General features: G+C 34.0%; 10 protein-coding genes. 6 read left to right on the top strand and 4 right to left on the bottom strand.

Annotated features, from left to right (window positions below; genetic code table 11):
- Position 1: 1 nt before the first annotated feature.
- Together WN975_RS19115 and rnpA are read right to left on the bottom strand one after the other, a co-directional pair.
- A complete protein-coding gene (locus WN975_RS19115) occupies positions 2-805 on the bottom strand; it encodes a DUF4349 domain-containing protein (protein ID WP_337967882.1) in 804 nt (267 codons plus the stop codon).
- 81 nt (positions 806-886) lie between these two features.
- On the bottom strand, positions 887-1291 hold the full coding sequence (rnpA, locus tag WN975_RS19110) for a ribonuclease P protein component (RefSeq protein ID WP_337967881.1): 405 nt from the start codon (positions 1289-1291) through the stop codon (positions 887-889).
- Between the two features lie 125 nt (positions 1292-1416).
- Between rnpA and WN975_RS19105 the strand changes: the two genes are divergently transcribed.
- From WN975_RS19105 to WN975_RS19095, 3 genes are all read left to right on the top strand, one after another.
- Entirely contained in the window at positions 1417-2157 is a 741-nt protein-coding gene (locus tag WN975_RS19105; protein ID WP_337967880.1) for a lysophospholipid acyltransferase family protein, read from the top strand.
- 51 nt (positions 2158-2208) lie between these two features.
- Positions 2209-3201 (top strand): acyl-ACP desaturase, encoded by a 993-nt coding sequence (locus WN975_RS19100; protein ID WP_337967879.1) that lies wholly within the window; start codon positions 2209-2211, stop codon positions 3199-3201.
- 201 nt (positions 3202-3402) lie between these two features.
- Positions 3403-4056 carry an HD domain-containing protein gene (locus WN975_RS19095; RefSeq protein WP_337967878.1) on the top strand — a complete coding sequence of 218 codons (654 nt, stop codon included), beginning with the start codon at positions 3403-3405 and terminating at the stop codon, positions 4054-4056.
- 384 nt (positions 4057-4440) lie between these two features.
- Here WN975_RS19095 and WN975_RS19090 read toward each other — a convergent pair whose 3' ends face one another.
- Positions 4441-5838, bottom strand: coding sequence for a di-heme oxidoredictase family protein (locus WN975_RS19090; RefSeq protein ID WP_337967877.1), 1398 nt, complete (start codon positions 5836-5838; stop codon positions 4441-4443).
- 68 nt (positions 5839-5906) lie between these two features.
- On the bottom strand, positions 5907-7085 hold the full coding sequence (locus tag WN975_RS19085; protein ID WP_337967876.1) for an imelysin family protein: 1179 nt from the start codon (positions 7083-7085) through the stop codon (positions 5907-5909).
- 129 nt (positions 7086-7214) lie between these two features.
- On the opposite strand from WN975_RS19085, the gene WN975_RS19080 reads away from it, so the two are divergent.
- From WN975_RS19080 to WN975_RS19070, 3 genes are read left to right on the top strand one after another with little or no spacing between them, the layout of a single operon-like run.
- Entirely contained in the window at positions 7215-8333 is a 1119-nt protein-coding gene (locus WN975_RS19080; protein ID WP_337967875.1) for an imelysin family protein, read from the top strand.
- A 2-nt stretch (positions 8334-8335) separates the two neighbouring features.
- On the top strand, positions 8336-9703 hold the full coding sequence (locus WN975_RS19075; protein WP_337967874.1) for an HTTM domain-containing protein: 1368 nt from the start codon (positions 8336-8338) through the stop codon (positions 9701-9703).
- Positions 9684-12110 (top strand): TonB-dependent receptor, encoded by a 2427-nt coding sequence (locus WN975_RS19070; RefSeq protein WP_337969007.1) that lies wholly within the window; start codon positions 9684-9686, stop codon positions 12108-12110. Before WN975_RS19075 ends, WN975_RS19070 begins: the two co-directional genes overlap by 20 nt.
- Positions 12111-12663: the final 553 nt, after the last annotated feature.

The following is a 12663-nucleotide window of genomic DNA, read 5'->3' as shown; positions in this document are numbered from 1 at the left end:
ATTATATTTTTTTTCTTTTAAATCTTTTTCTAATAAAATAGGCAAGTACGCAAAATAAGATAATAAACGGCCAAACACTAACAAGAGACAGCAAAAAATCTGATAAACTAAAAAATCCGGATTGAATTGCATTCCAAATTTTTGAGCCATAAGATATTTTTACACCTTCTTTTTGAGCAATGGTTTTATAGAATTCAATTGAAACCGTACTTTCAGAAACTCTGCTTTCTAAATATTTAAGTTGACCTTCTTTTGCTTCAATTTCTTCTCTAATCGCCGAAATCTGTTTTTCAATTTCCAGAATCTCACTTACTTTAGATGCTTTCTGTAATATTTCGATGTAACGTGCTTCGAGTTTGCGTTTTGTCTGTAATCTTGATGTTAAGTCAATATATTCTTCTGTAACATTTTGTGCCGAAATGTTTTTTTCGTCAAAATAAGAAACGCCTTTGGATATAGATTCCAGAAAAGCATCAAAATTCTGACTCGGAATTCTTATCGTTAATCTTCTGGTGATTGTACCATAATCTTTTTCCTGAGAATCATTTTGAATACTTGCTTTATTGGCCGAAATCGCAGTTTTAATTTGATTGTAAGTTTCCTCTAAATCGTTTGTTTCAAATTTCAGGAAAGCTTCTTTGATTATTTTTTGTGAAATTACAGTGTTTTTATCTTGAGCTGATTCGCTTCGTGCCGGAAGCTTTACAGCAGAAATTGACATATCTGCAACAGCAACGTCTTCGGAGCGTTTTTCGCAACTTATGAAAGTAAGAGCAGCTAGAAATATAAAGAAAATTTGTCGCATAAATATTTCAAATTAAGTCTAAAACTACAATTTTTTTGTAATTCTTCGTATAATTTGATTAAATAAGTTGCTTTTGGAAATTTACAACTCTGTTTTATTTTCAGAATCAGGAGTTTTATTCACCTGAGATAAGAATTTCTCAAACAACTGAATCGTTTTGGTATTGATTTCTTCGTAAGATAATCTGTCTTTGGTTTGATAGAAAAACATTAACGAATAAGATTCCTGAATGTTGTCCAAAAGCAAATGTTTATTTAAACGATAGGTTTCTCTCAAAACACGTTTGAAATAATTGCGATCAACCGCTTTTTTGAAGTATTTTTTAGATACAGAAACGCCAATTTTGATTTTTTCTTCCTGATTAACTTCCGCTTGACGGTAAACCAGACGCAAAGGATATTTAGATACCGATTTTCCTTCAGAAAACAGTAAACCAATTGTCGTCTTGCTCTTTAGGCGTTCATTTTTAGGGTAAGTGAAGTTCATTTAATTCAGAAAAGATTTGCAATTTCAAGGGCAAAGGTACAATTAAACAAGAAAAACGGTTATTGTTTTCAATTTTTATACCGCTAAAAATTTATTTATTACTTTTGGCCTTTAATTTTTAAAGCATGCAAAAAATAATTTCGTATCCCATATCCGTAATTTACTATTTGTTTTTTAGTTCGGTTTTATTGGTATTTCATCCAATACAATGGTTTTGCCTAAATGTTTTTGGTTATCAGGCTCACAAAAAAAGTGTCGATTATTTAAATTTTTGCCTTCTAAGATGTACAAATCTTGTGGGAACAACTTATAAAATCGAAAATAGAGAGTCAATTCCAACCGGAGTTCCGATAATTTTCGTTTCAAATCATCAAAGCATGTACGATATTATAACAATGATTTGGTACTTTAGACGTTTTCATTGTAAATTTGTAAGTAAGAAGGAGTTAGGAAAAGGAATTCCAAGTGTATCGTATAATTTACGTCACGGAGGATCTGTACTAATTGACCGAAAAGACCCTAAACAAGCGATTCCTGTAATCAAAGGCTTGTCTGAATATATCGAAAAAAACACAAGATCTGCTGTTATTTTTCCTGAAGGAACAAGAAGTAAAACAGGAAAACCTAAAGAATTTGCTCAAAGTGGTTTAAAAATCCTATGCAAATATGCACCTTCGGCATATGTTGTACCTGTGAGTATTAATAATTCATGGAAAATGGTAAAATACGGTCTTTTCCCGGTAAGCTTAGGAAATCATCTTACCTTTACCGTTCACGAAGCAATGGCGGTAAAAGATTATGATTTTGCCGAGTTAATGAGATTGACAGAAAAGGCGGTTGTAGAAGGAGTAAACGAGTATAAATAGATTTTTGATTCAGAAATAATCTGAAATGAAAATCCCAATCTTAAATAAGTAATGTCTATAAAAAACATTAGATTAGAAGTAATGCAGTTTTTGGAAAAAAACGTGGATAGCTTCGTAGAACAGTATTTAATTCCAGTGGAAAAAATTTGGCAGCCGTCAGACTTTTTACCTAATTCTGAAGGAGATAACTTCTTTGAGGAGGTAAAAGAGTTGCGTGAAATTGCTAAAGAATTACCATACGATTTCTGGGTAACGCTTGTTGGTGATACTATCACTGAGGAAGCTTTGCCAACTTACGAATCGTGGTTGATGGATGTAGAAGGAATAAATCAAGTCGAAAATGGTGGAAACGGTTGGTCAAAATGGATCAGACAATGGACCGGAGAAGAAAACCGTCACGGAGATTTGCTTAATAAATACTTGTATTTGTCCGGTCGTGTGAACATGCGTGAAATCGAAATGACAACACAGCACTTAATCAACGACGGTTTTGATATTGGAACTGGATCTGACCCATACAAAAACTTTGTATATACTAGTTTTCAGGAATTAGCAACTTATGTTTCGCACAATAGAGTAGCTCAAATGGCTAAGAAATTTGGTGATAACAAGTTGTCTAAAATGTGTAAAATGATTGCTGGTGACGAAATGCGTCATCACCACGCTTACAGCGAATTTGTTACGCGTATTTTTGCAGTTGATCCAAGCGAAATGATGTTGGCGTTTCAATACATGATGAAACAAAAAATCGTTATGCCGGCACATTTCTTAAGAGAATCTGGTCAAAAGATCAGTTCAGCTTTCGAACAATTTTCTGATTCTGCACAACGTATTGGTGTTTACACGGCAAATGATTATGTTGATATCATGCAAAAATTAATAGATAAATGGGAAGTTGATAAAATTACTAACCTAACAGATGAAGCAGAAAAAGCACGTGATTATTTAATGAAATTACCGGCTCGTATGGCTAGAATCTCAGAAAGATTAGTAATTCCGCAAGAATCACACATCTTTAAATGGGTTGAACCTGCAAGATTGTAAATAATTTTAGATTGTTCTGAAACTGATTTCAGAGTCAAAATTAATATTGAAAATATTGTTGATTGTTGAAGTTTCAAAACTTTGGCAATCAACATTTTTATTTAAAAGGGATTTTACAAAGAACAGATTAAAAGATAATCAGCGTTAATCCGCTTAAATCCGTGTCATCTGCGTGCTATTTCTAAATTCAAAAACACTAATATGAATTATACCGAATTAATAAACAAAACAATTGTCTTTGTAAAAGAAAAACTAAACGATGCCGAAGGCGGACACGATTGGTTTCATATCGAACGAGTTTATAAAAACGCTCTTTTAATCGCAAAAGGAACAGAATGTGATTTGGTTGTTGTGCAATTAGGTGCTTTGCTTCATGATATTGCCGACAGTAAATTTCATAACGGAGATGAAACTATCGGACCAAAAACAGCACGTTTTTTTTTAGAATCACAGCAAGTTTCTGAGGATATTATTCAGCATGTCGTAAATATCATCGAAAACATCTCTTATAAGGGCGGAAATTTCGAAAAGAAGTTTTCTTCTGTAGAATTAGATATCGTTCAGGATGCGGATCGTTTAGACGCAATAGGAGCGATTGGAGTGGCAAGAGCGTTCAATTATGGCGGATTTAAAAATCGTGCCTTACACAACCCTGAAATTGCTCCAATAACCAATATGACAAAAGAAGAATACAAAAAGAATAACGCGCCAACGATAAATCATTTTTACGAAAAGCTTTTACTCTTAAAAGATAAAATGAACACTGAAACCGGAAAACAAATCGCTGCAGAAAGACATCGCTTCATGGAATCATTTCTTGCTCAGTTCTACTTAGAGTGGGAAGGAGTGAAGTAAGGTTTTAGTTTTCTTTTAATTTGAGATAGATTGGTACTTTATCCCTTAGAGATTGTATGTTGGTAGTAATATTTTAAGTTTTCTGATCATTTGTCCCGTTAGGTACAAGACAAATTTAAAAGAAAGGTATAGTCCCTAACGGGACAATAAAAACGTGTTTTTGTTCTTTTTACCAATATGTAATCCCTACGGGATATGTAAGAATTAATAATTGAACTGAGACTTTTATGATTGCTGCGACTAAAAACTAAACAAAAACGGCTTCATGATTTGAAGCCGTTTTTGTTTTTAAATATTTAAGAGTTGATTTATTATTTTAAAATCTTAGTATAAAATAGATTCTAACAATCTAAGCAAGTCTAAATAATCTAAGTCAGTCTAAAATTAAAGCGAATTAATAAACGCTAATAAGTCATCACGATCTGCTTTTGACAGTTTCTTGTATTTATCTTTTGCATTTTGAGCTTCGCCGCCGTGCCATAAAATTGCTTCTTCGACATTTCTTGCTCTTCCGTCGTGCAATAGATTCGTGTGTTTGTTTACCATTTGTATCAAACCAATTCCCCATAAAGGCTGTGTTCTCCACTCAGATCCGGTTGCTTTAAAATCAGTTGCATTGTCAGATAAACCTTCTCCCATATCGTGTAATAATAAATCGGTATAAGGACGAATCGTTTGATTGCGAAGTGATGTTATAGAATGCGTATTTCCCGTTTGAATCTTTGGAATATGACACGCTGTACATTGAATTGTTTCAAAAGTCTTTTTACCTTTAAGAACATTCTGATCTGTATAGTTTCTACGAGCCGGAACAGCCAATGTTTGTGAATACAAAGCCATTCTGTTAAGGTTAATTTCCGAAATTTCCGGAGTTCCTCCATTCGGAATTGTTGTTAAATCAACTCCAAAAGGACCACTTTCATTCGGAAATAAAGTAGAAGTAATTCCCATATCACCAGATAAAGCGCCCGCAACTTGCTGACGTACATTTGGCTGATTGGCTTTCCATCCAAAACGTCCCATTTGTGTTGTATTCGTTGCAAAATCATGAACATAATTTGGTCTTCCTGAAACGCCATCTTTATTAGAATCATTTTCATCGGCAAAACCAAGAATAGTCGCTTCAGGAATTGCTTCCAGTAAACCTAATCCAATAATTTGATTTGCAACACGAGGTGAAACCTGAACGTTTGCCAATGGTCCGTAACCTAAATTAGTAACCGTATAAGTTGGTTTTTGTAAAGAGACAACAGTTCCGTCAGCCAGAGTTTCTGAAATTTGCTGGTAACTTATTTTAAATTGCCCTTCCGGAGTTTGTCCCAGAATCGCATTATCTTGTAATTGTCCGCCATAAATAGGATCAGGAAAAGCAAGTCCGTTTGCATCTTGTCCGTTTAAAGAAAAGCGCAAAAGCAAACCTTTCCCTAATTCGCCGTCAAATGCCGGCGGTCTTCCTCTACCATCTTTAAAGTGGCAGCTTGCACACGAAATAGCATTAAAAAATGGACCTAAACCATCTCGTGCAGTTGTTGAAGAAGGCGCAGAAATCCAACTTTGCCTGAAAAAAGAATTTCCTACTCCAAAATCTGTTTGCTCGTCCAAATTCAAAGACGCTATAGAAAATCCAAATGCTTCTTCGCTAACATTAAAAACGGTAGCATCTCCTCCTGAAAACTGTTCGCGATCTTCGGCCGTTAGCGGAGTATAATTGTCATCATTATTGCTACAACTATAAAAGTTAAGACTCAGAATAACAAGAAAATAAGTGGTAAAATTCTTCATGGTATTATGCTAAAAAAGTGCTCCCGCAAAGGAACACTTTTTGTTTTAATTTTTTTCTTAGTATTTGCTTAACCGTTTACGATCACACCTATTTTAGCAGCTCCTTTTAATAAAGTTGCACCAAAATTTTGTAATTGCTGAACAGCAGTTTTCACTTTTGCACCTTCTGGAGAATCAGGTCCGCCAGAAATAGCCAAATCAAATGGAATTAATATTGCAGCTACTTTTGTAGTAGAAGAATTCAATGAAGCTAACGTTTCATCATAAGTTGCAGCATCAGTTTGTTTTACTAAATCTTCTAAAGATGGTCCTTCAACATTTCCGTATTTTCCTTGGTAAACATTGATAACTCCTTGTAAGTTCAAAGCAATATCTCTGTGTGTATTATCACTAAAACAAGAATGTTCGTCTTCCTGATCAGCATTTTCTAAAGCAACTTCCATACGCTCAATTGGCAATTCAGCAGTAACAAGAGTTGTAATTCCTAAGTAAATATTTTTGATTGCGTCATTTTCTGGCAAAGCCAAAAATTTAGTTCTGTAAGTTCCGCCAGATTTCCATTGTTGTACTAAATAATCTAAATTATCAGTCAATAAATCAGCACAAGCTTTTAAGTAATCAGCTCTTCTGCCTTGATTTTTAGCAGTTCCGGATGCACCAGTTACATAATCTGTAAATTTTCTTTGACCAGGAAGTTTTGCAGATGGAGCAGTTAAATCTTGTCCCCATAATAAAAACTCAATTGCGTGATATCCAACACTAATGTTTTTTTCACCACCATCTTCGTTTAAAGCTTGTAAAAGATCTTTACTAATCACTGGAAATTCAACTAAATCATTGATAATTCCTGCATTTGCATTTCCATCAACATAATCAATAAAGTTCTCGTCTAATGGCCAAGAATTCAAAAGCCCTTCAGGTCCACTTTCGTCTCCATCAATTGGTCCGTTTGCAAAACGAAACGCTTCAGTAGTTCCGTAACTTTCTCTTGAAACTTTCCAGGCATTTTTTGCAGCCGTGAAATTTGCATCAGTAGGAGTTGTTGTAAAAGTCTTAATAGCTGTTTCTAAAAGTACAGCATCATCATAAGCTTGTTTGTAGTTTGCGTAAGCGATGTTCGAATAGTTTTCGATAACTTGTTTTTTTGTAGCAACTTTGTTAGAATCATTGTTGTCGTTACTACTACAAGCAAAAAAAGTAAGTCCTGCAAACAACGCAAAAGCTACTTTTGGATATAGGTTTTTCATATTTCGGTTTATTTAGAATGATTAAATTCAAGCAAAAGTAACTATTTCTTACATTCCCCCAAATTTTATTTAGAATAAATATGCTTAAGTTAAATCCGCTTTTGTATTTTTGTCAAAATTTATATCAAAATGAAAAAAATAATTTTCCTTTTAGCTTTGATAGGAACTGTAATCGCTTGTTCATCAGGAGATAGTGGCGGAGATAATTCAGGCGGAAAAAATTATGATCGTGGAGTTCTTTTAACCAATTGGGCGGACAATATCATCATTCCGAGTTACGAAAATTATCAGGCAAAATTGGCAATATTGTCAACAGACGCGGCAAATTTTACAGCTACACCTACGACAACGACATTACAAACTTTGAGAACAAGTTGGTATGAAGCTTATAAAGCCTATCAATATGTTGCGATTTACGGTTTTGGAAAAGCCTTAGATATTAATCTGAAAGAAATTGCAAATACGTTTCCAACAAGTACAACAGGTATTGAAGATAACATCACTTCAGGAACTTACAATCTAAGTCTTCAAGCGCAATATGCCAAACAAGGTTTTCCTGCATTGGACTATTTGCTAAATGGTTTAGGCGCCGATGATGCAACAATCGTAACTTTTTATACTACAAATGCAAAAGCATCAAACTATAAAAAATATTTAGTTGATGTAACCGGAAAACTTAAAACCACAATTGATGCAGTGGTTACAGACTGGAAGGGTGGTTACAGAGCAGCTTATATTGCTAACACAGGAACTTCTGTAAGTGGTGCGGTAAATGTTACAACCAATAATTTTGTTAAGAATTTAGAGAAAGATATTCGTACTCTAAAATTGGGTATTCCGGCAGGTTTATCTTCAAATGGAGTTAAATTTCCGGAGAAAACAGAAGCTTTGTACAAAGGAAATGCTTCTACAGAATTGCTAAACATTTCGATAAAAGCTTCACAGGATTTCTTTAACGGAAAACATTTTAATTCGACAACAACAGGAGAAAGTTTAAAAACCTATTTAGACTTTGTAAATGCCGTTCGTGACGGAAAGAAATTAAGCGAAATAATCAATACACAATATACTGCGGTATTTGCAGTAAACAATAATTTGAATGCAAGCCTTGCCGATCAGATTAATACAGACAATTCTAAAGTTATTAATGCTTATAATGTTTTGCAAAAAAATGTAGCCTACACAAAACTTGATATGATGCAAGCGCTTAACATAACAATTGATTATGTAGATGGTGATGGCGATTAATAATGAAAAATAGCATTACAAAATATTTAGAAACGAATACTCATGCCGCAACGCTAGCTTTTTTTAGGCTGGCGTTTGGTTTTATGATGAGCCTCAGTTTGATTCGTTTTTTGAGTTACAACTGGGTAGAAAAGTTTTATATCGAGCCAGTTTTCCATTTTACCTATTATGGTTTCGAATGGGTAAAGCCTTTCGGGACGCCCACTTACCTGCTTTTTGTGGTAGCAATGCTTTCATCAATTGCCGTTGCAGTTGGTTATCGCTACAAAGTTGCAACAACGTTATTCTTCCTTAGTTTTACATATATTGAACTAATGGATAAGACGACTTATCTTAACCATTATTACTTTATTTCGATCATAAGTTTTGTGCTGATTTTTCTACCTGCGAATGCTTATTTTTCGATTGATGCGTATCGAAATCCTAAAATTGCCTATCAAAAAATTCCACGTTGGACGACTGATATTTTAAAACTGCTTTTAGGAATCGTATACTTTTATGCAGGTTTGGCAAAGCTAAATTCCGATTGGCTTTTGAAAGCAATGCCATTAAAAATTTGGCTTCCAACAAATCATAGCTTGCCAATAATTGGTGGTTTCCTAAATGAAAATTGGATTCATTTTGCCTTTAGCTGGAGCGGAATGATTTACGATTTAAGTATTCCATTTCTATTACTTTACAAACGAACGAGAACATTTGCCTTTATTTTGGTTGTTGTTTTTCATGTATTGACCAAAATTTTATTCCCAATTGGCGTTTTTCCATATGTAATGATCGTAAGTTCATTGCTGTTTTTTGAAAGTGATTTTCATAAAAAATGCCTCAATTATATCGCCGGACTTTTTCGTTTTAGTTTGAATGTATTCGAAAACGGAAAAGAAAAAGTAATAGAATTTACAGGATTATATAAAGCAAAATTGGCGATTTTAGCTTGTTTTCTGATTTTGCAGTTAACATTTCCATTTCGTTATTTATTATATCCCGGAGAATTATTCTGGACTGAAGAAGGTTTTCGTTTTTCATGGCGCGTAATGCTTATGGAAAAAGCGGGTTATACACAATTTACAGTAACAGATAGCAAAACTAAAAATCAGATTAGAGTAAACAATGGAAATTTCCTGACGGCTTTTCAGGAAAAACAAATGTCGTTTCAGCCCGATTTTATTTTAGAATATGCCCATTTTTTACATGATTATTATCAGAAACAAGGCTTTAACGATCCTGAAGTTCACGTAGAAAGCTACGTCGCACTCAACGGACGATTGAGCAAACTTTATATAGACCAAAACATTAACCTCGCAAAAGAAAATGAATCATTCGATCACAAAACCTGGATTTTACCTTTCAATGATGAAATTAAAGGATTTTAGCTTAATTATATTTTTACTTTTTTCATTAAATGCCATTTCTCAAACTCATATTTCTGGAGTTTTGGTGGGAGAATCCGGCGAGAAATTATCCTATGTTGAGGTTTATAATAAATCAAACGGAAGTAAAACCACCACCAACAAAGAAGGAAGTTTTGATATTGTGGTTTCTAAATCAGGAACTTATACTTTCGTTTTCTATAAAGATGATTTCTCAGTTTTAGAACAAGAAATCTCGGCTCCAAGTTCAGGTTTGGTAATTACTTTAAACAAGATTACCAATTTATCCGAAGTTGTAGTTAAGAATGAAAGAGATAAAGTTTTTGCACTTAATAAATTAAAAGACATTGAAGAAACGGCGATTTATGCCGGTAAAAAAACCGAAGTTGTTAAGGTTGATAAGCTTACGGCAAATAAAGCAGCAAACAATCCGCGTCAGATTTATGCGCAAGTTGTGGGATTAACCATTAACGAAAGTTCAGATGGAGGTTTGCAATTGAGTATTGGCGGTCGTGGTCTTGATCCAAACCGAAGCGCCAATTTTAACACACGCCAAAACGGTTACGATATTAGCGCCGATGTTTTGGGTTACCCCGAAAGTTATTACGCAACTCCAACGGAATCTCTGGACGAAATTCAGATTGTTCGTGGAGCAGCTTCTTTACAATATGGAACTCAGTTTGGAGGTTTGATTAATTTTAAAATCAAAAGTCCAAGTACAAAACCAATCGAACTTGTAGAACGAAATACGGTTGGTTCATATGGTTTGTATACCAATTTTACGAGTTTAAGCGGTACAAAAGGAAAGTTTAGTTATTACACTTTTTTCAATTATAAGCGAGGAGATGGTTTCCGTCCGAATTCCGGTTTTCACAGTAAAAACTACTTTGCCAATTTGAATTATCAGTTTACCGAAAAAACATCTGTTCATTTTGATTATACCCATTTTGATTATGTTGCGCAGCAAGCAGGCGGATTAACAGATCAGATGTTTGAGCAAGATCCTACGCAAAGTAACAGAACCCGAAATTGGTTTGCTGTAAATTGGAATTTATTTGCGTTGCGTTTCAAACATCATTTTGATAATGACGCCGATTTCTCTTTGCAATTATTTGGTTTAGATGCAAGTCGAAAAACAGTTGGATTTAGACCAAATCGTGTTGAATTAGCAGATCCGGGTGGAGCGCGCGATTTGATTTTGGGAGATTTTGTCAATTGGGGAGCAGAAGCTCGTTATTTGAAAAAGTATACAATCAACGGAAACTCGAATGCTTTCCTGATTGGAGCTAAATATTATCAGGCACAAAACACAGGAATTCAAGGTCCGGGAAGTTCAGGAAGTGATGCTAATTTTAATTTGGCTACAGCCGAATTTCCACAATATCCAACTCAATCCGATTACAAATATCCGAATTTGAATATTTCTCTTTTTGGAGAAAACATTTTTAAAGTATCGTCTAAATTCTCGATTACGCCAGGATTTAGATATGAAAATATAAAAACGCAAGCGATTGGAAGCTATAGAAAAATCAATTTTGATGGCGCCGGAAATGTTATTTTAGACGAAACAGTTCCCGAAGATAATGTTAGAAAACGTGATTTCTTCTTGTTTGGAGTTGGTTTAAGTTACAAACCAAAAAGCGGAATTGAGTTCTACGGAAACATTTCGCAAAACTACCGTTCTGTAACTTTTAGTGATCTTAGAACCGTTTATTCTAGTTATTCGATTTCAGACGATATTACCGATGAAAGAGGTTTCACCTCAGATATTGGGATTCGAGGTCAGATAAACGATAAAATTAGGTTTGATTCGAGTATTTATGCTTTGTATTACAATGATAAAATTGGAGATTACTGGACCAAAAGTGCAGCCGGAGTTCCAACTATGATGAGAGACAATATTGGAACCGCCATTACATACGGTTTTGAAACGATGATTGATTGGAGTTTGAGCAAAACTTTTTTTGAAGCAAACACTGATTTAATCTGGAATGTATTTTCGAATGTTGCCATTACCGATTCTGATTATTTAAAATCTCAAGCTTTTGGTGTTAAAGGAAATAAAGTAGAATTTGTTCCGCTTTTCAATATTAAAACCGGAACGGGAATTGGTTACAAAAACTTCATGTCGAGTATTCAGCTTACGTATGTTACATCGCAATTTACCGATGCAACCAATCAGGATGTGAGTACAAGCTCGATAAGTAATGGAATTTCGGGTAAAATCCCAACGTATTATGTTGCTGATTTTTCATCATCATACAAATGGAAAAACTGGAAATTAGAAGCCGGAGTTACCAATTTCACAGATAACAAATATTTTACAAGACGTGCAACAGGTTATCCTGGTCCGGGAATTATTCCATCAGACACCAGAACATTCTACACTACACTAGAATTTATATTTTAAAAGCACTGAATTACAATTTCATTTACATAAAAAAAGGACGGATTTTTATCCGTCCTTTTTTTATGTTTCACTGAAGTTTAAAATTCCGCAGGAACAATTTATTTTGTAGCAACGTCCCGAATCTTCGGGATTAATCCGTTGAAAAAGTATGATAACAATAATGGAATTTATTCCATTTAATAAAAGCAAAACGCCAAAACCTTAGTTAACTTAGAATCTGCAGGTTGTTAGTTTATGCGGGAAACCCAATCTATTTGAGTTATTGTCGTCATTATAAAAATGAGATAAATTAAAAATCGCCTTTTCACAAAGACATATATCCATTTATTGAAATAATTGAGAGAATCTTTTTTAGTTTCTATTTGTTTTAAAAAAAGGGAATTTAAGTAGAACCAGAATATTAGAGTGAAACTGAAGAAGCATATTTTGCGAAAATCTGATGAATTTATTTGATTTGCAAAAGAGTTTAATTGGTGTGTTAAATAAAGAATTATAAAGAATATTGCAATACTTAAATTAACGTATCGATTTAAAAGAAATCTTTTAGAAAGAA

The organism is uncultured Flavobacterium sp. (assembly GCF_951805225.1).
Classification (GTDB): domain Bacteria; phylum Bacteroidota; class Bacteroidia; order Flavobacteriales; family Flavobacteriaceae; genus Flavobacterium.
This window is presented reverse-complemented; position numbering and strand designations above follow the sequence as displayed.

Bases quoted from the DNA above. Each gene is read 5' to 3' on its own strand.
- WN975_RS19095 (WP_337967878.1), top strand. From the start codon at position 3,403: ATGAATTATACCGAATTAATAAACAAAACAATTGTCTTTGTAAAAGAA.
- WN975_RS19085 (WP_337967876.1), bottom strand. From the start codon at position 7,085: ATGAAAAACCTATATCCAAAAGTAGCTTTTGCGTTGTTTGCAGGACTT.
- rnpA (WP_337967881.1), bottom strand. From the start codon at position 1,291: ATGAACTTCACTTACCCTAAAAATGAACGCCTAAAGAGCAAGACGACA.
- WN975_RS19100 (WP_337967879.1), top strand. From the start codon at position 2,209: ATGTCTATAAAAAACATTAGATTAGAAGTAATGCAGTTTTTGGAAAAA.
- WN975_RS19075 (WP_337967874.1), top strand. From the start codon at position 8,336: ATGAAAAATAGCATTACAAAATATTTAGAAACGAATACTCATGCCGCA.
- WN975_RS19105 (WP_337967880.1), top strand. From the start codon at position 1,417: ATGCAAAAAATAATTTCGTATCCCATATCCGTAATTTACTATTTGTTT.
- WN975_RS19115 (WP_337967882.1), bottom strand. From the start codon at position 805: ATGCGACAAATTTTCTTTATATTTCTAGCTGCTCTTACTTTCATAAGT.
- WN975_RS19090 (WP_337967877.1), bottom strand. From the start codon at position 5,838: ATGAAGAATTTTACCACTTATTTTCTTGTTATTCTGAGTCTTAACTTT.
- WN975_RS19080 (WP_337967875.1), top strand. From the start codon at position 7,215: ATGAAAAAAATAATTTTCCTTTTAGCTTTGATAGGAACTGTAATCGCT.
- WN975_RS19070 (WP_337969007.1), top strand. From the start codon at position 9,684: ATGAAATTAAAGGATTTTAGCTTAATTATATTTTTACTTTTTTCATTA.